This window comes from uncultured Haliea sp. (genome assembly GCF_963973825.1).
GTDB lineage: Bacteria > Pseudomonadota > Gammaproteobacteria > Pseudomonadales > Halieaceae > Haliea.
Genome location: NZ_CAXBAE010000002.1, coordinates 398,898 through 420,819 on the forward strand (window position 1 = coordinate 398,898; position 21,922 = coordinate 420,819).

20 protein-coding genes are annotated in these 21,922 nt (G+C 62.5%); 5 read left to right on the top strand and 15 right to left on the bottom strand.

Annotated features, from left to right (window positions below; genetic code table 11):
- Positions 1-15: 15 nt before the first annotated feature.
- Entirely contained in the window at positions 16-711 is a 696-nt protein-coding gene (locus tag AACZ17_RS04310) for a murein L,D-transpeptidase catalytic domain family protein (protein ID WP_290739636.1), read from the bottom strand.
- Positions 712-826: 115 nt separating this feature from the next.
- Positions 827-1,270, bottom strand: a complete 444-nt coding sequence (locus AACZ17_RS04315; protein ID WP_290739639.1) for a L,D-transpeptidase family protein — start codon at positions 1,268-1,270, stop codon at positions 827-829.
- 188 nt (positions 1,271-1,458) lie between these two features.
- Here AACZ17_RS04315 and AACZ17_RS04320 point away from each other — a divergent pair, with 188 nt between their 5' ends.
- A complete protein-coding gene (locus tag AACZ17_RS04320; RefSeq protein WP_290739642.1) occupies positions 1,459-1,719 on the top strand; it encodes an Lpp/OprI family alanine-zipper lipoprotein in 261 nt (86 codons plus the stop codon).
- A 57-nt stretch (positions 1,720-1,776) separates the two neighbouring features.
- Here AACZ17_RS04320 and AACZ17_RS04325 read toward each other — a convergent pair whose 3' ends face one another.
- The 11 genes from AACZ17_RS04325 to AACZ17_RS04375 all read right to left on the bottom strand — a co-directional run bounded on the left by AACZ17_RS04325 (position 1,777) and on the right by AACZ17_RS04375 (position 14,632).
- On the bottom strand, positions 1,777-2,784 hold the full coding sequence (locus AACZ17_RS04325; RefSeq protein ID WP_290739645.1) for a L,D-transpeptidase family protein: 1,008 nt from the start codon (positions 2,782-2,784) through the stop codon (positions 1,777-1,779).
- A gap of 84 nt (positions 2,785-2,868) precedes the next feature.
- Positions 2,869-5,016 (bottom strand): 3-hydroxyacyl-CoA dehydrogenase NAD-binding domain-containing protein, encoded by a 2,148-nt coding sequence (locus tag AACZ17_RS04330; protein WP_290739648.1) that lies wholly within the window; start codon positions 5,014-5,016, stop codon positions 2,869-2,871.
- Positions 5,017-5,049: 33 nt separating this feature from the next.
- Complete coding sequence (locus AACZ17_RS04335; RefSeq protein WP_290739651.1) at positions 5,050-6,258, bottom strand: acetyl-CoA C-acetyltransferase; 1,209 nt, start codon at positions 6,256-6,258, stop codon at positions 5,050-5,052.
- Between the two features lie 164 nt (positions 6,259-6,422).
- Positions 6,423-6,854: a DUF6285 domain-containing protein gene (locus AACZ17_RS04340; RefSeq protein WP_290739654.1), complete on the bottom strand. Its 432-nt coding sequence runs from the start codon at positions 6,852-6,854 to the stop codon at positions 6,423-6,425.
- Positions 6,855-6,893: 39 nt separating this feature from the next.
- Positions 6,894-7,922 (bottom strand): phosphotransferase family protein, encoded by a 1,029-nt coding sequence (locus AACZ17_RS04345; RefSeq protein WP_290739657.1) that lies wholly within the window; start codon positions 7,920-7,922, stop codon positions 6,894-6,896.
- Positions 7,912-9,423 carry an acetyl-CoA acetyltransferase gene (locus AACZ17_RS04350; protein ID WP_290739660.1) on the bottom strand — a complete coding sequence of 504 codons (1,512 nt, stop codon included), beginning with the start codon at positions 9,421-9,423 and terminating at the stop codon, positions 7,912-7,914. The genes AACZ17_RS04345 and AACZ17_RS04350 overlap by 11 nt, the downstream gene beginning before the upstream one ends.
- A gap of 34 nt (positions 9,424-9,457) precedes the next feature.
- Positions 9,458-10,093: a maleylacetoacetate isomerase gene (gene maiA, locus AACZ17_RS04355; protein ID WP_290739663.1), complete on the bottom strand. Its 636-nt coding sequence runs from the start codon at positions 10,091-10,093 to the stop codon at positions 9,458-9,460.
- Positions 10,094-10,109: 16 nt separating this feature from the next.
- A complete protein-coding gene (locus AACZ17_RS04360) occupies positions 10,110-10,829 on the bottom strand; it encodes a dienelactone hydrolase family protein (RefSeq protein WP_290739666.1) in 720 nt (239 codons plus the stop codon).
- Between the two features lie 46 nt (positions 10,830-10,875).
- Entirely contained in the window at positions 10,876-12,786 is a 1,911-nt protein-coding gene (locus tag AACZ17_RS04365) for an ornithine decarboxylase (RefSeq protein WP_290739669.1), read from the bottom strand.
- 23 nt (positions 12,787-12,809) lie between these two features.
- Positions 12,810-13,562 (bottom strand): lysophospholipid acyltransferase family protein, encoded by a 753-nt coding sequence (locus AACZ17_RS04370; protein ID WP_290739672.1) that lies wholly within the window; start codon positions 13,560-13,562, stop codon positions 12,810-12,812.
- The gene (locus tag AACZ17_RS04375) at positions 13,559-14,632 is read right to left on the bottom strand and encodes an alpha/beta hydrolase (protein ID WP_290739675.1); all 1,074 of its coding nucleotides are present in this window, start codon (positions 14,630-14,632) and stop codon (positions 13,559-13,561) included. Before AACZ17_RS04375 ends, AACZ17_RS04370 begins: the two co-directional genes overlap by 4 nt.
- Before the next feature lie 160 nt (positions 14,633-14,792).
- On the opposite strand from AACZ17_RS04375, the gene AACZ17_RS04380 reads away from it, so the two are divergent.
- Genes AACZ17_RS04380 through AACZ17_RS04395 form a run of 4 tightly spaced genes read left to right on the top strand, consistent with a single transcriptional unit; the run spans position 14,793 to position 19,672 of the window.
- Positions 14,793-16,079 carry a hypothetical protein gene (locus tag AACZ17_RS04380; RefSeq protein ID WP_290739678.1) on the top strand — a complete coding sequence of 429 codons (1,287 nt, stop codon included), beginning with the start codon at positions 14,793-14,795 and terminating at the stop codon, positions 16,077-16,079.
- Positions 16,076-17,497 carry a hypothetical protein gene (locus tag AACZ17_RS04385; RefSeq protein ID WP_290739681.1) on the top strand — a complete coding sequence of 474 codons (1,422 nt, stop codon included), beginning with the start codon at positions 16,076-16,078 and terminating at the stop codon, positions 17,495-17,497. The genes AACZ17_RS04380 and AACZ17_RS04385 overlap by 4 nt, the downstream gene beginning before the upstream one ends.
- Entirely contained in the window at positions 17,494-18,867 is a 1,374-nt protein-coding gene (locus AACZ17_RS04390; protein WP_290739684.1) for an undecaprenyl-phosphate glucose phosphotransferase, read from the top strand. Before AACZ17_RS04385 ends, AACZ17_RS04390 begins: the two co-directional genes overlap by 4 nt.
- Positions 18,857-19,672, top strand: coding sequence for a WecB/TagA/CpsF family glycosyltransferase (locus AACZ17_RS04395; protein WP_290739687.1), 816 nt, complete (start codon positions 18,857-18,859; stop codon positions 19,670-19,672). Before AACZ17_RS04390 ends, AACZ17_RS04395 begins: the two co-directional genes overlap by 11 nt.
- Here the strand turns inward: AACZ17_RS04395 and AACZ17_RS04400 are convergent.
- Both AACZ17_RS04400 and AACZ17_RS04405 read right to left on the bottom strand, forming a co-directional pair.
- On the bottom strand, positions 19,592-20,662 hold the full coding sequence (locus AACZ17_RS04400; protein WP_290739690.1) for a glycosyltransferase family 2 protein: 1,071 nt from the start codon (positions 20,660-20,662) through the stop codon (positions 19,592-19,594). The two genes, AACZ17_RS04395 and AACZ17_RS04400, sit on opposite strands and share 81 nt — an antisense overlap.
- The gene (locus AACZ17_RS04405; protein ID WP_290739693.1) at positions 20,659-21,615 is read right to left on the bottom strand and encodes a UDP-glucuronic acid decarboxylase family protein; all 957 of its coding nucleotides are present in this window, start codon (positions 21,613-21,615) and stop codon (positions 20,659-20,661) included. The genes AACZ17_RS04400 and AACZ17_RS04405 overlap by 4 nt, the downstream gene beginning before the upstream one ends.
- Between the last annotated feature and the right edge of the window lie 307 nt (positions 21,616-21,922).

Consider the following 21,922-nt stretch of genomic DNA (forward strand, 5'->3'; position numbering starts at 1 on the left):
GGCGCGTGGAGGGCGCTAGTCCAGTCGGGCCAGCGTGCCCGCCTGGCAATTAAGGAAGTCTGAGTTGGCCAGCCAGTCCGGGTCCGGATACCAGGAGAACAGGAATTGTCCGTCTTTCAGGGTATCCACCACGGTGCTGGCAACCTCCGGGCGCACCGCCGGGCAGCCCTGGCTGCGTCCGATGCGTCCCTGGCGATCTATCCACTGTGGATCAACATAATCAGCACCGTGTATCACGATAGCGCGCTCCCGGGCGAGATCGTTGATACCGGCCTCCAGGCCATCCATCCGCAGGGAGTAACCGTGGCGGCCGCGGTAGCTCTCGCTGGTGCGAAAGAGGCCAATACTCGACTGATGACTGCCCGATACATTGGAGAACTGCGAGGCCAGGTTCTGGCCCGAACCCTGGCCGTGGGCGACCAGTTCATTGAGCAGCAATTCGCGGCGGGACAGATCAAAAATCCACAATCGCTGCTCACTGGACGGGAGAGAAAAATCGATAATGGCGAGCCGCTCGGCGCGCTCCAGACCACGGTCCAGGGCGCAATTCATTGCCGACACCGCCCGACGCAGTACCGTGCGGTCGAGGTTCGGGGCAGCTGCGGTCAACGCACGCACCAGGTCTGCGCCGCCGCCTGCCGCAGCAGGCAATGATACACCCAGACACCAGGCTGCCAGAATAACGAAAAAAATACTGGCACGACCGGACATGTTGTGATCTCGAAGGGCTGGAGCGACAGCTTACCTCATTGCCTCACCCCTGCCTAGCCTGCCAGCCGGGGCCAACAGGTCGCCACGCCGCGCTACCGGCCGCTACCCGGAGTGCTCAGGGCAGGATCTCGATGGGCGTGCCCACCGTCACCAGCTGCCAGATTTCATCCATATGCTCGTTGCTGACCGCGATACAGCCGTCGGTCCAGTTGAACAGCTCCGCCCCCGGCTGGGGGGTTTCCGGCTGGCCGTGGATCATGATGTTGCCACCGGGATCCACCCCCAGCGCCTGGGCCCGCTCGCGATCGCGCCGATTCGGGTAAGACACCCGTATGGATTTGTAGAAGCGGCTCTCCGCATTCTTGTAGTCCAGGATATAGCGCCCTTCCGGGGTGCGCTCATCGCCCTCGCGCTCCTTGTGCCCCCAGGGCACCGGACCCAGTGCGACCGGGTAATGGCGCACTATCACCCCGCTCGACTTGAGGTACAACTTGCGCTCCGATTTGACCACAACCACCTGATCGACCTGCGGATTGAAGGCCGAAACGGGCGAAGGCAACAAAAAATTCAGGAAAAATGCACAAAACGCCAATAACGCTCTTATGCTCACTGGTTTACCATGCTCCGAGAGTGATATTTTACGCGCGTTCGAACCAAGGGCCCCAGACGGGAGTTCGAAGTTTGCACGTTTCGCCACTTTGTGGCTTCCTAGATCTGACAGGCCAACCCTGCTCAAGGAGTTTTACCATGAAATCTACGCTTATCAAGGCTGTTTCTATCGCCGCCTTCGCGGCACTGGCCACCGGCTGCGCCAGCTCTTCACAACTGGACGAAGTTCGCAGCATCGCGGAAGCCGCTCAGCGCTCAGCTGACGAAGCCAAGCAATCTGCTGCCGGTGCAGAGCGCACTGCCTCTGACGCCAAGCGCATCGCTGAAGAAGCCAAGCGCAGCGCCGACGAAGCCAACAGCAAAATTGACCGCGCATTCAAAACCTCAATGCAGAAGTAAGCGGTTTTGCAAAACCCGGCGGGGCTTCGGCCCCGCCGTTTTACTTCAGCTATCGTTTTATTCCCCGACAGCACCGCTGTCTTCCTGTCCCGGCCTGTGATGCTCAAGCCAGATCGGACCTACCGGCACCGGCAAGCCCGTAGACGCTTCAGCAGCACTGCGCACCTTGCTCCAGTCGACCGTAAAATCCCTGCGTTCACCCAGCGTCCGCGCGATTGCGGCCCGCAATTGCTGTACCCGCTCGTCCACCGTAATCTCTAGATCACCCAGCGGGTTGTGAGACTCGACATACAGTGTGTCACCCATCCAACCGGCCTTTACCGGCTGGTAGACGATTTCTACCTGACTGCCCACCGGCACCTGCTCGTAAAGGTATTCGACATCCTCGGGGTACATACGAACACAGCCCGCGGTGACCGGCATACCGATGCCGAGCTCGCGGTTGGTGCCGTGGATGAGGTAGGCGGGCAGATTCAGGTAGAGGGCCCGCGTACCCAGTGGATTGTTCGGCCCCGGTGGCACCACAGCGGGCACCGGCGTGCCCCGCGCTGCTCGGTCCTTGCGAATCGATTCCGTGGGGTACCAGGTGGGATTCTCAGCCTTGCGCGTCACCCGGGCAGTCGCGAGCGGCGTTTCGCGCCCGCTGCGGCCAATGCTGATGGCGTAGACGCCCACGCGCGCGGGACGATCCGCGCTGGCACCCTCGTAGTGATACAGGCGCATTTCCGCTGTGTTGATGACAATCCCCTTGCGTGGCGCTTCCGGCAGGATATGCCAGGTCGGCAGCAACACCTGCGTCCCTTCTCCCGGTAGCCAGGCATCAACGCCGGGATTGGCAGCGCGGATAGCGCCGTAACCGGTACGGTGACGCCGACCGATCAGCACGAGGGTATCCTCTTCGCTCGCCGTCGTCGTCCCCAGGCCACCGACGAGATGATCGTCTGGCGCCGGGAGCGGATAAAAACCGCTCGCCGCACCCTCGGACACAGCGAGACTGCCCTCGGCAAGCAGGGCGAGAACGCAGGCCGCGAACACGGCACGCGAAGAAACTGAAAACCACTTCATGGAGCATCCGACTATCCAGCGAAACAGGGCAGCATCATACGCGCTGCCCTGCTCGCTGAAAATAGCCAGCGTGCTACGGAGACCCTATTCGAACAGCTCTCCGGCGCTGACTTTCTGCTGCACGATCGCCGGCGCGGCAAAGCGTTCGCCATAGCGCTCTGCCAGCTCGGCACAGCGCGCGGCAAACCGTTCCAGACCGTAGGTATTGACGAACTGGATGAGGCCCCCGGTCCACGGCGGCGCGCCAATACCCATAATCGAGCCGATATTGCCGTCGTCCACGGTGCGCAGCACGCCGGTCTCCAGGCAGCGCAGCGCTTCAATGACCTGGCGGAACAGCAGGCGATCGCGCATATCCGCCTCCGGCACTGCGACTCCCGACTGGTAATACAGTTCGTACAGACCTGGCCAGATGGCCTTGCTGCCGTCCTCGGCGTAGTCATAGAAACCACCGCCATGGTGACGACCACCGCGGCCGTGTTCGCCGACCATGGTGTTGATCACGGCACGCGTCACGGTACCGTCGCTGAACTTGTCAAGAACCCCCATCTCCGCCCAGGTTTCCTGCGCCTTGCGGGTCAGCTCCAGGCTGACTTCATCATAGACGGCGAGCGGCCCGACCGGCATGCCTATGGCCTTGCCCATGTTCTCTATCTGCACGGGATGCAGGCCTTCGCTGACCATGCGCACCCCCTCATCGAGGTAGGTACCGAAGGTTCGCGAGGTGAAGAAGCCCAGTGAATCGTTGACGACAATCGGGGTTTTCCGGATCTGCCTGGCAAAGTCGTAGGCTTTGGCCAGCGTCTCTTCGCTGGTTTCAGCACCGCAGATAATCTCCACCAGGGGCATTTTGTCGACGGGCGAGAAGAAGTGGATGCCGATGAAGTTGGCGCGGTTGGCGCTCGCCTCGGCGAGTTGGGTGATGGGCAGGGTCGAGGTGTTGGACCCCCATACGCCGCCGGGCGCCAACTGCCCTTCAAGTTCACGGGTCATCTGGTGCTTGAGTCCCATATTCTCGAACACGGCTTCCACGATCAGGTCGCAGCCAGCGAGATCATCGTTCTTCGCAGTGGGCAGTATGAGGTCGAGGATGGCCTGTTTTTTATCTTCGGTGAGCTTGCCGCGCTGCACACGCTTGTCCAACAGGCGCTCGCTGTAGGCCTTGCCGCGGTTGGCCGCGTCCTCGGAGATATCCTTCAGCACCACCTGTATGCCAGCCATGGCGGCAACATAGGCGATGCCCTGCCCCATCATTCCGGCACCCAGCACCCCGAGCTTCTTCACCTGCTGTGGCGGCACACCCTCCGGCCGGCTACCACCGCGGTTGACACGGTTCATGGCAAAAAAGAAGGTCGAAATCATGTTCTTGGCAACAGGGGTCATGGCGAGGTAGGTGAGGCCGCGGGATTCCACCCGCTGGGCTGTATCGAAGTCCAGCCGCAGCGCCTCTACGGCACAATCCAGGATGACTTCCGGCGCCGGGAGCAGACCCCGGGTCTTCTTCCGCAGCATGGCGGGCGCCACGGTAATCAGCTGGGCCAGATGCGGGCTGGCGGCATTGCCCCCCGGTATACGGAAGCCTTTGCGATCCCAGGGCTGCAGCGCTGCTTCTGCGTTGCCCTGTTGCGCCCTGATCCACGCCTTTGCTGCGGGCTCGAGCGCATCGCGGCTCTCCACCAGCTCCTGCACCAGGCCGGCCTCCAGCGCCGTAGCGGGGTCTATACGCGTGCCCTCAAGCAGATAGGGCAAGGCTTTCTCCAGACCCAGAAGATTCACCATGCGTACCACGCCACCGCCACCGGGTAACAGACCGAGGCTGACCTCGGGCAGGCCCAGTTGCACGCTGCGATCGTTCAGCGCGATACGGTGATTGCAGGCCAGCGCCAGCTCAAAACCGCCACCCAGGGCTGCGCCGTTGATGGCCGCCACCACAGGCACCGGCAAATGTTCCAGCCGTCGCAGCCCCGATTTCACACGCTCGCCTTCGGCCATGAAGGCTGCCTCATCACCGGGCTTGGCCGCCAGGAGGTCGTTCAGGTCACCGCCGGCAAAAAACACCTTCTTCGCCGACGCAATAACCACGCCGGTGAGGTCACTCTCCGCTTCCAGCCTTTGCAGGGTTTCATCCATCGCCGTGCGGTATTCCTCGTTCATGGCATTGACCGGACCGGTCATGTCCATGGTAACCGTGACGATGCCGTCGGCGTCTTTCTCGTACTTGAATACACTCATTGTCTATCGATCCTTTTCCTGTTCGCAGCCGGCTTATACACGCTCAATGATGGTAGAAATACCCATGCCACCGCCCACACAGAGCGATAGCATGCCGCGCTTCAGTCCGCGTCGTTCGAGTTCGTCAAGCACGATGCTGACCAGCATGCCACCCGTCGCACCGAGCGGGTGCCCCATGGCGATCGCGCCCCCGTTGACGTTGGTCACGCTGTGATCAACACCAAGATCCTTCATATAGCGCAGAGCCACAGACGCAAAGGCCTCGTTGATCTCCCAGAGATCGATATCCGACTTTTTCAGACCCGCCTTGCGCAAACACTTCTCCGCTGCCGGCCCGGGCCCGGTCAGCATGATGATGGGGTCGGTGGACAGCACGGCTGTCGCCACGATCCGCCCACGGGGCGTCAGCCCGAGATCCTTACCTGCACGCTCACTGCCGATCAGGACAGCGCTGCTGCCGTCGACGATGCCCGAGGAGTTGCCCGGCGTGTGCACGTGGTCAACCCGGTCCAGTGTGGTGTACTTGGCCAGAATCACATCGTCAAAGCCCATCTGTCCGGGCATCACAAAGGACGGCTTCAGCGCAGCGAGACCCTCCAGCGTGGTGTTGGGCTTGATGAAATCATCCCGCTCCAGAATCGTCAGGCCATTGCCGTCGCGCACCGGAACGACGGAGCGATCGAAGTAGCCGTTATCCCGCGCATGGGTCGCGCGACGCTGGGATTCCAGCGCGAAGGCATCGACGTCGTCACGGCTCCAGCCTTCCAGGGTAGCAATGGTATCGGCGCCAATACCCTGGGGCACGAATCCGGTCTTCAGGCTGAACGCCGGATCACCACCCATAGGGCCGCCGTTGCTGCCCATCGGCACGCGGGACATACACTCGATGCCCCCCGCTACCACCAGGTCCTCCCAACCGGAAGCCACCTTCTGTGCCGCGATATTGACCGCCTCCAGACCGGATGCGCAGAAACGATCCAGTTGGACACCCGCCACCGACTCGTCCCAGTCGGCGTTCTGAACGATCATCTTGGCGATGTCCGAACCCTGCTCGCCGACCGGCGTGACGCAGCCCATGACGACATCATCGACATACGCGGTATCCAGGTCGTGGCGCGACTGGAGCTCGCGCAGCAGGCCCGCGCCCAGGTCAACGGGTTTGACTTCATTCAGGCTGCCGCCCGCCTTGCCTTTGCTGCGCGGGGTGCGCACCGCATCGTAAATATACGCCGTGTGTGTCATGAGACTCCTCATTTCTGGGTTGTGCACGCTGTCCAGCGCACAGTGTGAAAGCTGGCCCTGAGACTGGCAATGACGTCAGCTACTAAAAAAATTGACTTCAGGTGACACGCGCCACAGGCCGTGTGACGTCCCCGCCCCCGGCTTGCTCGCCGGGTCCGTCGCGGCTACGAGTTGGAGGGTTCTGCCAGACCCGCGGCGGCCGCGAGCTCGGGCCAACGCTGCCGGGCCTGCTTGAAACCCGAGTAGCGCGGATTGTCGATCGCCATCTGGCGCAGGGTGCGCTCCCGCAGGTAATCGATGAACGCGCCACTCACCTGCAGTCTGCCATCGCGCAACGCCAGGCTCAGCGCCCGGGCGGCTGGATGGTTCTCCTCGTCCGGCGATGCCCCCGCCGCGGGACCCAGCCAGCGCGACCCCGCCTCCCGATCGAGCTCGAGGATGTCGTCCCGCGCGGCGATTTCGCGACTGACGATCGCCAGGCTGTTGGCGGCGACGCGTGTGGTGTAGGCGTCAAACCCCTCCAACTGCGGCAATACCGACTGGCGCAGGAACCCCTGCACCGCAGCCAGCAACTCCTTGGCATCCGTGTGGCTCATTCTCTCTCCCCTGGTCGTCTGAACGTCTATGCGGCCCTGCTACAGCCGGTCTTCCAGCAACAGCAGCAAATCCATTTCGGACTCTGAGACCCGTCGCCCAACGGCGGCGCGTTCCAGCGTCGGATCTGCCCCGCTGCGGTACAGGTCAACCATGGTCAGGCACACCAGCCCCCAACCCAGCGCGCAGAACACTTCCCAGTAGTGGATGGTGTCCATATCCGGGGCCCAGCCTGCCACCTCACGGTAGCCAGCCAGCAATTCGTCGTAGTCGCCAAAGCCGCCTACCGGTTTGTCTGAGTAGCCAAAACGCCAGACGTTGCCGCACAGGTAGCCCAAATCCTCAGCCGGGTCACCGCAATGCGCCAGCTCCCAGTCGAGCACAGCCACCAGCCCCTGCTCATCCACCAGCAGGTTACCGTTGCGGAAGTCACCGTGCAGCAGGCAGTGGCGCTGCGGGGACGGCGCATGCTGGCGTAGCCAGTTGAGGGCCAACTGGTGCACGAGCGACGCATTCCCAAAGCGATCCAGCGAACGCTGATGCCCATCGAGACGTTCCGCCAGCGTCTGGTTGGGCACTTCCCGGGGAAGTTGCTCCGGGTTTACGCGGTGTAAACGGGCCAGCGTCTCGCCGCACTGTCGGGCCAGATGACGGCGTGCTGCCGTGTAGCGGTCGTCTGCCAGAATACGCCCCGGAAGCGCCTCTCCCCGTTCGCGGCTCATGATGTAGCCGGGGCCGAGGGTGTCGCTCTCGGACAGCGCGCAAAGCACCGTCGGAACCGGAACGCCCTGCTCCGCCACCAGCGGCAGCAGTGCCGCCTCCGCGCTGAGTGGCAGCGCGGACACGGCAGTACCGGATTCCCCCGGTACCAGGGGCGAGCGACGCAGGATCAGCGGTTCCGCAACGCCGTCCTGCACCAGGTCAAACGCCCAGGTTTCCATATTGGCACCACCGGAAAGCCGGCGCAGGTCGTGGATGCTGTTCGCGTCCTCGGCTCCGTGCGGTGCGAGTACCTCCGCCAGTGCGAGTGGGGTGACCACATCACCGCCTGATGTCTGTTCAGAACTCAAAGCGGTTCACCTTTTCGCCGGCTGTCACCTGGCCCTGCATACCTACCGGGTCACAGTCCATCAGCGTCTGCAGCGCCGCCATGTCTCCGCGCGGCGTATTGGCGAGGAAACGCCGGCCATCCGCCATGCGGCCGATCAGCATGCCGCGACTGGGCGCTTCCTTGTCAAAGGCGACCGCGCAGGCCTCGATGGTGCCCCGTCCGCTCGGTCGATCATCTACCTGCAACCGCGGAGACGCGTCTACCGCCGCCTGCAGATCGGGACGTGCGATCGTCCAGGGCTGAGAGCCCGCCTCCCGCGAATAGACACCCACCGCATGCTTGGTCAGGTAGTTGCCGTTGGCCGTCACCACGGCGTGATCGCCCTGCCGTGCCTGCAGCCGCGACACAACCTCCGCGATAGCGTGCAGCGAATAGTTATTCCCGGGTCCGCCAAACAGGGTAAGCCCGCCGGTTACCGTCACGCCGCGTGGATCTTCCAGATCGAGGCCGAGGGCATTGCACGCCACCTGCACGGCAGACGGGAAACAGCTGTAGAGATCGAACAGGTCAATCGCTGAAAGCGGCAACCCGGCCTGCTGCAAGGCACTCTGGGCACAGGCCGCAAGCGCAGGCGACTCGTGCAGTACCGGGCGCTCACTCACGTTCCAGATGTCGCAGGCCGCCGCACCACCGCGCAGAAATATCCAGCGTGCCGGGTCGAGGCCGAGACGTCGGGCCTCGCCAACCGTTGTCATGATGACCGACGCGGCCATATCCACGGCCAATATGGCATTCATGCATTTGGTGTAGGGCCAGGTAATCATGCGGTTGCCGTTGCCCGTGTCTACCGCCTCTTCCGCTGTCAGTTCTGTGCGACGCCAGGCCAGGGGGTTCGCCGCGGCCACTTTGCTCATGCGACTCACCAGGCCACCGAGTCGCTGCATGTGCGTTGCATGATCCCAGCCCCCGGCATGACGCAGCGCACTCTCGAACATCGGGTAGATGCGAATGGGCTCTACCAGTCCGTGGGCCCATTCACTGTCCGTGCAGGCGATCCGGTTGTCGCCCAGCTGCACCGCGGTATGGCGACCACCCTGCTGCCAGTGGCTGATGTCTGCCCCGGATGAAAGCGCCCCAAACAACGTGTACATCAACTCTGCGCCGCTGATCAGCACGGCTTTCGATTCACCGGCTGCCAGACGGTCGGCGAAATAATTCACCAGCAATTGCGGCGTATTGCCGCCAACATCCGCCTCAAACGTTTTCGCCTTGATGCCCAGACGCTGACAGAGGGCATCACTGGCGTGCGGGGGCAGAATTTTCGCCAGATCCGGCACCTGCGCCGCCAGGAACGGCACAGTGGCCACGGTATCGATGGCGTCTTGCAATGCCGGACACTGCGCATCGTCAAGCGCCGCGCGGGAGATGCTTTCAAGGGCGTCAACCAGACTGCGCGCAGGGTCCCGGTCCCGCCACGTGTGCTGCGCCTGGGCGACAAATATCGGTTGGTCGTCAGTCATGTGCTCTCATCATCGTTTCTCTCGTGAAAGGCGATCAGGCCGTCACCACAGCCTCGGGCGCGGCCGCCGCAAAAGCCGGCAACTGCTCCAGATGTTCCGTGATGGCGACCAGCCTTGGATACGGCGCCAGATCCTGCTGGAAGCGCCGCGCGTTGTACATCTGGGGCACCAGGCAGATATCTGCCAGGGTAGGCCCGGGACCAAAACAATACAGTTCCCCTGTGACCTGCTGTTCCAGAGCTGCGAAACCGAGCGCGATCCAATGGTGATACCACGTGAGTTTGGCTTCCTCGTCCAGGCCCAGTGAATCCACCAGGTAGCGCTGCACACGCAGGTTATTCAGCGGGTGAATATCGCAGGCAATGGCCTGCACCATGGATCTCACCCGAGCGCGCTCAAGCGGCCCTGCTGGCAGCAGGGGCGGCTCCGGAATTGTCTCCTCCAGCCACTCCAGTATCGCAATCGACTGGGTGAGCAGCTGTCCCTCGCCTGTCGTCAGCGCAGGCACGAGGCCCTGGGGATTCCGTTGCAGGTAATCGGCCGCGGACTGCGCGTCGCGCATGAGGTCTATGGGCAGCGAGGTGTACTCAAGGCCTTTCAGATTCAGGCCAATGCGCACGCGAAACGCGGCCGAGGAGCGCCAATAATCGTACAGCTGCAGGTCTGTCACGGGTGATCCGGCCCGGTCAGGCCAGAACCTCGGCAAGGAAGTTGTGCATTGCCTGCGCCGAGCGCCGGTCTGCATCTGCATTGTAGACCGCCCCGAAACCGGGATCGTTAGCCGCCGGATTGGTAAAGGCGTGCAGGGTGTTGCCGTAGGCATGAATCTGCCAGTCGGCACCGCCCGCAGTCAGCTCCGCCGCGAGGGCCAGCACACTCTCCGGCGGCACCATGGGGTCATCATAGCCATGCAGGCAGAGCACCTTGGCACGGATTGCCCCCGCTGCCGCCGTTTCCGGAGCATTGAACAGGCCGTGAAAACTGACCACGCCCCGGACATCAGCACCGCTGCGGGCGAGATCCAGCACGGTGAGCCCGCCGAAGCAGTAACCCATCGCTGCGAGCCGACCGGAATCCACCTCGGCTTGCTCACTCATCTTGGAGACCGCCTTGTTGACCAGAGCCTGCAACAGCGCTCGATCCGCCAACAGCGGCGCGATGAGTGCCTGACACTGCTCTGCACCCTCACCGCGCACCCCCTTGCCGAACATATCCAGGGCGAAGCCAACATAACCCGCTTCCGCCAGTTCTACGGCCTTGCCCTGCTCAAACTCACTGCGACCCGCCCAGGTATGCGCCACTGCCACGCCCGGTCGCGGCTGGGTAGCCGCGTCATCCCAGGCCAACAAGCCTTCATAGGTAACCCCTGCGTGGGCGTACTCAATCAAACGCGTTTGTATGGACATGCTTGCTCCCTCACAGAAAAGCCCTAGCCTAGACGATGCCGTCGACTCAGACCAGCCCCTGCACAACCCGCAGGCAGGGCTGGCCGTCGTGCTCCACCAGGCCGTGAATCTCGATACCCGACCGTGCGTTATACAGATCGCACAGGAACACAGCGATATCCCGGGAAATGCGCTGGCCGGGCACCAGCACGGGAATGCCCGGAGGATAGGGCACTACCTGGTCCGCGCTGACGGACCCGACCAGCGCCGCATTGGGACCCTGGCCAGCGCCCTGCAACGGAAGCCTCTCCGCAGGCGCAAAGTAGGCTTCGCGGGGCAGGCAGGCGAAGTCAGTCAGCGACGGCAACCCGGCGGCCACCCGACGCGGCGCGCTGTCCGTGCGCACGCCGGGGGCTTTGCGTGCCAACGCCTGCAGGGCGTTTAACAGCCGCAACACCTTGCTCTCCGTAGAGCCGAGGGTAACCAGGATACTCAGGGTGTTGTGGGTCACCTTCTCGATCTGGATGCCGTAATCCTCAAACAGGGCCAGCTGCAACTGGCGCGCTGAATAACCAGAGGCCGACACATCCACGCTGAGTTTGAGAGGATCCAGCCGGATGCCATCACCCCGCAGGCTCTGCGGCAACATATCCTCCAGGGTCAGAACCCTGAAGACGCCCGTGCGATCTATGCCCTCGCGCAGCTGACCGGCGATCCGTAAACAGCCCTGCAAACGGGCGAAGCCCTCAAGAGTCATCTGTTTACGGGCTACATCAAGGCTGGCGATCATCGCGTATTGCGGACTGGTGGATGTGTGCATATTGAGATTTTCCCGGAAGCGATACAGGTCGAAGTCCGGATCTGCCACATGAATCATGCTCGCCTGGGAAAAGGCCGAAAGCATTTTGTGCGTGCTCTGCGTAACGTAGTCAGCGGCGCAGTCGAGTGCACAGGGGTGCAATTCGGGATGAAAACGGCCATGTGCATACCAGGCCTCATCGACCAACACCTTGATTCCGGCGGCGTGCGCGTGCCGAATCAGCGGCGCAAGGTTGTAGCGGAATCCATCATACGTGCAGCTGGTGAGCACAAGCAGACGTGCGTCCGGGTGCGCGTCAATCGCCCCGATAACCGCCTCCTGCGGCACCGGCCCGTAGAACCCGAAGCGGGTATTCATGGAGGCCGCGAGATACACCGGCTCAACACCGAACAGCACCACGGCATGGTGCACCGATTTATGACAGGCCTGATCCAGAATGACCTTGCCGCCGGCGCCGACAACCTGCTGCAAAATCACCTTGTTTGCGGTGGAGGTGCCGTTGGTCACAAAAAAGGTATGCCGGGCACCGAAGGCCTCGGCCGCCAGCGCCTGCGCTTCCTGTATGACGCTGTGCGGCTCCAGCAGGGAGTCCAGCGTCTGCACGGATACCGACAGATCCGTATTGAAGATGTGCTCACCCATCAGCTCGTAAAAGTCGGCGACCCAGGGGCTGTCGCGCAGGCTGTCACCACCGGAATGACCGGGGGTATGCCAGGCATCCTTCGCGCTGTAGACATAGTCTCGCAGGGTATCGGCAAAGGGCGTGCGTGCGCGGCGCTGCAATGCTGATACCAGCTGCCGAAACAGGTGCGCCGGCTTGGTGTCCTCACGGTGCAGCAGCTCCACCGCGAGGGTTTCAGGGCGCGCATCGCCCTCGGGCATCAGGAAAATATCCACCTCTGGACGGCGTGCAGCGAGCGCCGGCAACAGTGACGCGCTATCGGGCAGCGTTGTTGCATCCACCACCAGGGCCTGCAGCAGCCCGTCATCCTGCGCAAGTTGCAGCGCGTCCGCGCCGCCCGCCACGGCGAGGAAACGGAAATCGCAGCGGGGGGGACGCCGTTCAAGCGCAGCGCAGGCGGTCAATTCGGCAACCCAGCGGGCCGCGAACGCGTCATCGCCGCTGACAATGGCAACGTGAACCTGGGGTTCTCGCATGACGCCCGACCTCTAGTGAGTGTTCAGCCCGGAGCCTTCCGGTAGGCCGCAGGATCGAGCCTGCGCATCTCGGCTTCAATCCAGCGCTCGACCTCATCCATCAGCTCGCCCGGGTCGCGGTCCAACGCAGAGACGGGTGTACCAATCGACACGTCAATAACACCCGGTATAAACGAAAAAGTGCGCCGCGGCCAGCAGCGCCCGGAGGTTACCGCGACAGGAATGACGCTGGCACCGGTGGCCACCGCGAGACGCGTGGCGCCACTCTTGTACTGCCCCTTGCTGCCACGGGCCGTGCGCGTGCCCTCCGGGAACATGATGACCCACTTGCCCCGGTCCATCAGCTCCCTGCCCTGCGCCGCCACCTTGCTCCAGGCTTCGGAACGCCTGCTGCGGTCTATATGCACCATTTTCAAACGGGCAAGGCACCAGCCAAAGATGGGAATGTAGAGCAGTTCCTTTTTGAACACATAGGCCAGAGGGTGCGGCGTCATGCTGGGAAAAAAGAAGGTTTCCCAGGTTGACTGATGCTTCGGGCACAGGACGATCCGGCGCATGTCATCTGCCGCCGGCAGGTTTTCGATGCCATGGATGCGGTACTGCACCCCGGCAACAATCCGCGCCACCTCGATGACGCCGCGCAGCCAGGGCACGGCAAACCACCACCAGAGCCGGGTGTCGTTCACAAACACCGACATGACCACCAGCGCCAATCCGCAGGGAATCACCGTGACCACCATCCACAGGAATACCAGCAGGGAGCGCAGTGCGTTCACAGGTCGCCGCCCTCTGCAACGGGTACGCCCGCGCTGGCGAGGAATTCGGCAACATTGGCAAAGGCCTCCTCGGCCTCTTCCAGCTCGGGTGTAAATATCTGCCACACGTGGACCATGTGCGGCCAGGTTTGCAAGACGACCACCGAGCCGGCCTCTTCGGCACGCGCGGCATAGCGACGGGAGTCATCCAACAGCATTTCCTGTTCGCTGACCTGCAGCAGGGTCGGCGGCAGACCGGCGAGGTTGCCGCGCAGCGGCGATAAATCCGGGTGCGAGGGCGGCAGTCGGCTGGTGAACCAGGTGACCCACAGCAACAGCAGAGCGGGGACTTTTGCCATCCAACTGAACATGGGGCCCAGCATGGGATCGGTGGCGAGGTTACTGCGCAAACTGCCGCTGCTCATCGTCACGTCCGTGGACGGCGAGAAGCCGATCGCGGCATCGGCCTGACGCAGACCCTCGTCGCGAATCCACGCAATCAGGCCCAGGGTGAGGCTGCCACCGGCAGAGTCACCGCCCACCATCGCGTACTCCAGCGGGGCGGGACCGTCGGGACCATTCTCGACCAGCCAGCGCCAGGCATTGCGGCAATCGTTGATACCGTCGATACGCCTGTGCTCAGGAAGCAACCGGTAGTCCAGGGAAAACACCGCCGCCCCCGTCAGGCGAGCCAGCCGATCGGTGATGACGCGGTGACTCAGGGGACTGCCAGCGATCCAGGCACCGCCATGAATGTACAAAAAACGACGTTTGGCATCATAACCCGGCGCCAGAACCCATTCGCCTCTAACGCCCTGCTGGTCAACGGGCACAAAACGGGATGCGAACTGCCTGCCCTCGCTGAGCCCGTCCATGATGCGCCGCATGTGCAGCAGGCGCTCGCGCCCGCGCATCGACTGCCCTGCCGGCAACATCTCGCGCAAGCGCTGCAGCACCTCCGCGTGGCCCGCACTGGGTGGCATCGTCGGTGCCGGCAACTGCGCACCGTCAAAGCGGGAGAGGTCCTCTCCGCGCAGGTACAGCAGGCTGAATAAAACGAGTGCCAGAAGGACAACAATAAACCAGACCATGCGAGTTCCCCGGGGCTGTGAGGGCTGCATTAAACCAGAAGGCCGGTAGGCTGCACAACGCGAGGTCGCAGCCGAACGCACGGGGAACATCACGGGCGACAATTTGCCTCAGAGTCCCTGACCAGTATACTGCCCGAGCCGCCATCGCAGCAGGAGCGCAATGAGCAGAGAGCAATCAGCCCAGTCAGGCATCGCGGACGGTGCAGGTCTGCCCTGGACAGCGCATGACGCGCCCGCTGGCCGGGCGGTGGGCGTTGGAGCTCTTGTCGGGCTTGGCGCACTGATCGTGGCCGCGGTATTCGCGGGGCTGCTGTTACCGTACTGGGGAACCCCGGCAGCACCCGTTACCGGGGACACGCCCCCGGCGGAGACCTTTGACGGACGCGCTTTCAGCCCCACACGCGCCGGGTCTTCGCAGATCGAGGGCACTGCGCAGATCATCCACACCCTGCTCGGCAATGAAGCCGTCTTCAGCCTGACAACGCGCCTGCCACTGCAGCAGTTCCCCTTTGTACGGCTGGAGCTGACAGGCGGCGCCTCCCTGCGCTATTTCCTCTTCTGGCGGACTGCGGAGCAACCGGAACAACAGTTCTTTGCACCGCTACCGGGTGCCGGACAGGGCGTATCCTGGCACGCCTTCCCCGACCCCGCACTCTGGAGTGGCACGGCAACGACGGTAGCTATCGGCGCGTTCGGTGACGCTGCAGGCGCGCCCATCATATTGCGCAGCCTCGGTTTCCATGGCGATTCCCGCTGGGCCCGAATCGCCTCCGTGTGGACGCTATGGCACGCCGGCGGCAGCTGGCCGGCATCCGGCATCAATCGCTACATGGGGACGCCCCTGCAGGCAGGCGCTGTTTTCCCGGTCGCCTGGATTGGGCTGTGGGCCTTCCTTGCCACAGGCATGGCTGTGCTCTGGGTGTTGTGGCGCCGCGCCGGCCGACGCACCGCAATCACCGCGGCGCTGCTGACGATTTTCCTGCCGTGGCTGCTTCTCGACCGGCTGTGGCAGGCACAGTTGGAGCGGCAGGTGGCGTTGACGTATGCCGCCTTCGGCGACAAGACGCAGGCCGAAAAACACGCTGCAGAAGCAGACGCGGATCTGCAGGACTATGCGGCACGCATACGCGGCATGCTGGCGACCCCGGATGCCCGCGTGGTCCTGCTGCATGCCTCGGAGGGACACAATCACGATCGCCTGCGCCTGCAGTTTCACCTGCTCCCCGCCAACGTGTACAACTACGGATCCAGGCTGCTCGCGCCGGGGGAAATACGCAGAGGTGACTACGTGCTTGCGCTGGGTGCCCTGCCAGAGTTCCAGTATTCACCGCGCGAGCGGCTGCTGAGCGACGGTCGCCATGTCTATCGGGCAAGACGCATCGATGCACATCCACTGGGCAACCTCTATCTCATCTCCGGCTATGCGGGGACCGCCTCAACACCATGACCGCTGAAGTCCATCTACCATCGCTGGCCATCGCCCTGCTGCTTCCCTGGCTCGCCGGCGCTGTTACCATCCGCAGGATTGTCGGGCCTGCCCCGGCCACGCTGCTCCTGGGGCACGGTTTCATGCTCGGGCAACTGCTGGTAATCCTGCTCGCACTGGCATGGAACCGTGCGGGCCTGACATTTGCGTTCACGCCAATGGCGATCACCCTGGCCGGCTTCAGCGCGCTACTCGCACTGACCCAGCGCTGGCGGGGTGTTTTACCCAGGCCTCGTCTCCCCTTTGGCTGGCGAGATGCTCTGTGGCTGATTCCGCTGGCCCTGTTCCTCGCGGAGCGCGGCGCGAGCCTGACCCAGGAAGTTCTGCTGCGGCCCCTGTTCGCCTGGGACGCCTGGATGAACTGGGTGCCGCGGGCCGTGGTGTGGTTTCACCAGGGCGCATTGACACCCTTTGTACTGCCCGAGGCCTGGCTCACCACAAACGCGGATACCGTGTCCTACACTCTGGGCAATCCGCGGGCGAACCTGTATCCGCCAGGTATTCCGCTGCTGGTTCTATGGCAAATGCTTGCGGCGGGCACGCACGACAGCACCCTGCTCTACCTGCCCTGGTTGCTACTGCCCGCCGCGCTGGCCCTGGCGCTGTGGGGGCATTTGCGCCAGCACAGTGTACCGAGGCCGCTAAGCGCCCTCGCCGTGTTTGCGTTGCTGAGCCAACCCCTGGCCAATACCCACGTCGCCCTCCCCGGCTACGCCGATCTCTGGCTCGGAGTGGCGTTTGCGCTCGGTGCGATGGCGTTGGCCGAGTGGCACAGGAGCAGCAACTGGCGCTGGGGGCTCCTCGCTGCGGCACTGGCCCTCTGCTGTGCACTGTTCAAGGTGCCGGGCCTGGGCTTCGCCGGACTGCTCATGGTCGGGGTGGGAGTTCTGGCCTGGCGGCCACCCGTGCGCTGGATTGCCTGTGCCGTCCTCGCTGCGCTGGCGCTGCTGATGATCGGCCTTCTTGTGGGCCTACACCCCGTTTCGGCGCAGTTCCTCGCGGACAACCTGGCAATACCCCTCCCGGAGCCACTGCCGACGCTGCGCATCGCGCCGGCCCCTCTGCTGCCTTTGCTCTGGGACAATATGTTCCTGTACGGCAACTGGCACCTTTTCTGGCTGCTGTTGGCCGGGAGCTTTGCCGCGACTATTTTCACCCGCCATGCCGACCCACTGCGCAACATCGCCTGTCTGATGTTTGTGGGAGGCCTGGGGCTCTTGCTGGCCGTTTTCGGTCTGACCCACTACTTCAACCAGGTCGCGAATGGTGTGACGTTTGATCGCTCAATGCTCTACGTGGTGCCATTGGGCGTCTACGTGGCCTTTGTCCTGCTGGCGGACCTGTGGGGTGTCCAGCAACACACCGGGCAACGGGGATGACCCCGGCGAACGATATACGTCTTGCGCGTTTTGCCCCGCTTCTGGACGCCCTTGCCCTGACGTCTGCGGGCGCACTCAGCTGGTATTTACGCTTCGGGGCCGCGCCGGTGGAGGAACACTACCCGGTTGCCCTGCTCCTTGGCTTTCTCATGGCCCTGGTTTTGCTGCCTTTGGCGGGCGCCTACCGGCGACCGCGCTGGTCGCACCCGGTCACCGGGCTGCTTGCCGCCGCGCCAGGCATTTTGCTGTTATACAGCGGGTTACTCCTGGTTGCCTCGCTGACCAAAACGACCGCCGACTTCTCCCGCATCTGGATGGTCGGGTGGGGCCTGTTGGGCATTGTCGCCATGGCCTGCTGGCGCTTGCTCCTGGATCCCGTCCTGCGGCAGGGTGCAAGAAATATTGCCATGCTGGGTACAGGACACCTGGCCTGCTCCACAGTTCGCCACCTGCAGACGAACAGTAAACACAATCGCGTGACGGGCATGCTCAGGCTTCCCGGGGAAAACCCCGTGCCCGCAGACAGCCTGCCAGCAGCGCTGCTCGGTGAGCTGGATGATCTGGAACCGACGCTGATAAGTGGCGACCATGGCATTGATGAGATATGGCTGGCCCCGGATGCGACGCATGCCATCGACGATGCCGTGCTGCTCACGCGAATTCAGCAAATTAGCCTGCCGGTGCATTACGTGCCGGATCTGACGTTACTGCGCATCTTGCGGCACCGGGTCAACGACATCGACGGCGTCACGCTCATTGAACTCAATGCAACGGCACTGGACGGTCCCGAAGCCGTACTGAAGCGCATAATGGACTACACCCTGTCGGCATTGGCCCTGCTGCTTCTGGCTCCGCTGCTAGTGTTGCTTGCGATCCTCGTCCGGCTGGAATCTCCGGGGCCCGCCCTCTTTGTTCAGGCGCGCCATGGGGGTGGTGGTCGCATTATTCAGGTATTCAAGTTCCGCACAATGCGAGAGGGGGCGTGCCCTGACCGGCAGGCGACGCGAGATGACCCCCGCATTACACGTCTCGGCGCTTTTCTTCGACGCAGCAGCCTGGATGAGTTGCCGCAACTCTTCAATGTGTTGCGAGGCGACATGTCCCTGGTCGGTCCGAGACCACACCCGCTTGCGCTGAACGAACAGTTCGGACAGCAGCTCGATACCTATATGCAGCGCCACCGGGTTAAACCGGGCATCACCGGCTGGGCCCAGATCAATGGATTTCGCGGAGAAACAGACACGCTGGAGAAAATGCAAAGCAGGCTGGAGTACGACATCCACTACATCGAGAACTGGTCGCTCTGGCTGGACATAAAAATCCTGGCCAGAACCGCTCTCATGGGCTGGACGGGGCGTAATGCCTACTGAAACCGAAACCGGTGAACTGGCAGGCAGGGAGATGCAGGCCTTCGCAGGTTGCGCAGTACGGCCCCGCAGCCTGCCAGAGCTGTTCGAGCACATGCAAGCCATGCTGGCAAGTGGCACCACCGGGGAAATCATCGGGCACCACAATCTGCACAGTTTGTATCTGGCGAACACTGACCCCGTTGTGCGCAGGTTCTACGAGCAGTGCCGCGACTGCTACATTGACGGCGTGGGCGTGTTGTGGCTGTTTCATCTTGCGGGGGTACGGGAGCGCAAGGTTCAGCGCTTCTCCCTGATGGATTGCCTACCCGAGCTATTGACGATGGCCGAGCGCTCGTCATTGCGACTGTTCTATTTCGGCGGGTCGCCAACCAGTGTCGAGCACGCACGCAAGTGGATTAAGGGCCAATGGCCAGAGCTCCACATCCAACTGCTCAATGGCTACGTTGCCGACAACACTGAGGTCGTGGCACAGATCAATGCCTTCGCACCCGACCTGTTACTGGTTGGCCTGGGAATGCCCAAACAGGAATCCTGGATACTGCAACAACGCACACAGCTCAAGGCCGGGATTCTTCTGCAGGCGGGTGGCACGCTGGATTACTACAGCGGTGAACAGGCGCAACCACCGGCTTCCTGGTCACAGCGAGGTTTCGGCTGGCTTTATCGCCTGTTGCATGATCCACGGCGACTCTGGAAACGCTACCTGATCACGCCCTGGAGGTTGCTACCCGCAGTTTGGCGGCTTCGCCGAGGCTTGTCTGAAGAGCGCAGACGACAAACCCGGGAGACCACGAAACCGGGTTAGGAGGGCGTCATCACAGCGCAACAAGGCCAGGACATAATTCACCGCCAGGCGACGTCTGCGCCTGCCGCACAGCGGCCTGCTTCGCCCTGCCGCTTCTCTGAGCACGTCCTCGACCCGCGGGCGCAACTCTACACGCATCGCCGCCTGGGACATTCTCAGGAACTGGCGTATGCGGGCAACCTGCAGATACCTGCGAGCACCTGCGCTCAGGCAGGCATAGGCATTGGCACCGTGAATCCGATAATAGAAGCCCGGCGTGGCGCAATAGTGCTTTTGCGCACCGAGCAATGAGCACAGACGCACGATAATACCGTCTGCGGAGTTGCGGGTAGCCGCGTGGCTGGTTGTGCTGATCGCAAAAAAGCGGACAGCCCACCGCGGGATAACGACCCGGTCCGAGAGACGCTCCCGGTGCTCCAGCAAGGTATCCCGCAGCGCACGACGCAAGGCGAGGCCAGAGGTCGGTGAGCCCAGGAACTCGCCACCCGCCCAGGTACTCCAGCGACTTGACCCGGTCAACCCCGGGGGAACTTCAATACGTGCAAGCATCGCTTTCGTTTCCCGCACGGCCTCCTCCGCTTCACCGCCGGGGGATGCTGCACAAAAGAAAAAGTCGGCCTCGGGATTCTGCTCGGCATGTCGCCGAAGCCTCGCCAGATAGCCGGGAAGGAAATAGTCATCGCTGTCCAGCAAGGCGCACAAGTCGCCATGCGCCACGGAGAGCCCTTCCAACACGGCGCTCAACTGCCCCCGGTTGGCCTGCCGGATAACACGTACGTGCTGTTGCGCCGCATAGCTGGCGAGTATCTCCGCCGATCCGTCTCCGGAGCCATCATCGACGACAATCAGTTCGTCCTGCGGAGCGAGTTGGGCAAGTACCGAGTCGAGTGCCTGTGGCAGGTAGTGGGCGTAATTATAGTTGTTCACGACGACAGAAACGCTCAAACCCGAAGACGCCTCAGCGTGCGCGCGTTCCTGAGCTGGATTCATGCGAGATCGCCATGATGCCTGAAGTAGTCGATCGTGCGCTCGAGCCCATCAGCAAGGGGTACTGCAGGCTCCCAGCCAAGCAATTGTCTCGCCAGATCAATGTCAGGCTGGCGCTGGCGAGGGTCGTCCTGGGGCAGCGGTTCCTGCAACAATGACGACTGCGAGCGCGTCTGCGCGAGCACCTGTTCCGCCAGCTCCCGAATCGTAAACTCCACAGGGTTACCGAGGTTTACCGGCCCGGTGACTTCATCAGGTGTATTCATGAGCCTGATCAGTCCCTCTATGAGGTCGTCGACGTAGCAGAAGGATCGCGTCTGCTGACCATCCCCGTACAACGTGATCGGCGCTCCGCGCAAAGCCTGCACAATAAAATTGGAAACCACACGCCCGTCATTGGGGTGCATCCGCGGACCGTAGGTATTGAAGATGCGCGCCACCTTGATGCGCAGCCCGTGCTGACGGAAATAATCGAAGAAAAGTGTCTCCGCACAACGCTTGCCCTCGTCATAGCAGGCGCGTGGTCCGACGGGGTTCACCCTGCCCCAGTAACCCTCCTGCTGCGGATGCACCTCCGGGTCTCCGTACACTTCACTGGTCGATGCCTGCAGGATACTTGCGTTCACTCGCTTCGCCAGTCCCAGCATGTTGATCGCGCCATGCACACTGGTTTTGGTGGTCTGTACCGGGTCCAACTGATAATGAATGGGAGACGCTGGACAGGCCAGATTGTAGATCTGATCCACTTCAACGTAGAGTGGAAAGGTCACGTCGTGCCGCAGCAATTCGAAACGGGGATTTCCCAGCAGATGCAGAACGTTGTCGCGGCTGCCGGTAAAGAAATTATCTACGCAAAGAACGTCGTGACCATCCGCGAGAAGTCGCTCACACAGATGACTGCCCAGAAAACCTGCTCCACCGGTAACCAGAACACGGGGGCGTGATAAAGAACGCATGATGGAGGCTCCGTTGCACAATAGGTGTCGGAAAGACAGCGCTGGGACACCAATCGCCAAACAAAACCACAGGGTACACAATCGAGGTTTTAGTGGCCAGTTTGTTCAGGGGAATCGGGAGAAGGCTGTCTTCCGGGGCCGTTGGAAGCCTGCCGGTTCCCGGAATAGACTGTTACCTATGTGACCGGAATGCACCCCGGGTTTGGTGGCAGGGGCAGAAGGACTCGAACCCTCGACCTACGGCTTAGAAGGCGGTTTTTTACCCCTTACACATCAATAGCTTAGATATTTTTCTCTTTATATTTCA

Excerpts from the sequence above, each read along its gene's own strand:
- AACZ17_RS04310 (WP_290739636.1), bottom strand. The coding sequence starts at position 711 with ATGTCCGGTCGTGCCAGTATTTTTTTCGTTATTCTGGCAGCCTGGTGT.
- AACZ17_RS04320 (WP_290739642.1), top strand. The coding sequence starts at position 1,459 with ATGAAATCTACGCTTATCAAGGCTGTTTCTATCGCCGCCTTCGCGGCA.
- AACZ17_RS04325 (WP_290739645.1), bottom strand. The coding sequence starts at position 2,784 with ATGAAGTGGTTTTCAGTTTCTTCGCGTGCCGTGTTCGCGGCCTGCGTT.
- AACZ17_RS04330 (WP_290739648.1), bottom strand. The coding sequence starts at position 5,016 with ATGAGTGTATTCAAGTACGAGAAAGACGCCGACGGCATCGTCACGGTT.
- AACZ17_RS04335 (WP_290739651.1), bottom strand. The coding sequence starts at position 6,258 with ATGACACACACGGCGTATATTTACGATGCGGTGCGCACCCCGCGCAGC.
- AACZ17_RS04340 (WP_290739654.1), bottom strand. The coding sequence starts at position 6,854 with ATGAGCCACACGGATGCCAAGGAGTTGCTGGCTGCGGTGCAGGGGTTC.
- AACZ17_RS04350 (WP_290739660.1), bottom strand. The coding sequence starts at position 9,423 with ATGACTGACGACCAACCGATATTTGTCGCCCAGGCGCAGCACACGTGG.
- AACZ17_RS04360 (WP_290739666.1), bottom strand. The coding sequence starts at position 10,829 with ATGTCCATACAAACGCGTTTGATTGAGTACGCCCACGCAGGGGTTACC.
- AACZ17_RS04365 (WP_290739669.1), bottom strand. The coding sequence starts at position 12,786 with ATGCGAGAACCCCAGGTTCACGTTGCCATTGTCAGCGGCGATGACGCG.
- AACZ17_RS04375 (WP_290739675.1), bottom strand. The coding sequence starts at position 14,632 with ATGGTCTGGTTTATTGTTGTCCTTCTGGCACTCGTTTTATTCAGCCTG.
- AACZ17_RS04380 (WP_290739678.1), top strand. The coding sequence starts at position 14,793 with ATGAGCAGAGAGCAATCAGCCCAGTCAGGCATCGCGGACGGTGCAGGT.
- AACZ17_RS04385 (WP_290739681.1), top strand. The coding sequence starts at position 16,076 with ATGACCGCTGAAGTCCATCTACCATCGCTGGCCATCGCCCTGCTGCTT.
- AACZ17_RS04390 (WP_290739684.1), top strand. The coding sequence starts at position 17,494 with ATGACCCCGGCGAACGATATACGTCTTGCGCGTTTTGCCCCGCTTCTG.
- AACZ17_RS04395 (WP_290739687.1), top strand. The coding sequence starts at position 18,857 with ATGCCTACTGAAACCGAAACCGGTGAACTGGCAGGCAGGGAGATGCAG.
- AACZ17_RS04400 (WP_290739690.1), bottom strand. The coding sequence starts at position 20,662 with ATGAATCCAGCTCAGGAACGCGCGCACGCTGAGGCGTCTTCGGGTTTG.
- AACZ17_RS04405 (WP_290739693.1), bottom strand. The coding sequence starts at position 21,615 with ATGCGTTCTTTATCACGCCCCCGTGTTCTGGTTACCGGTGGAGCAGGT.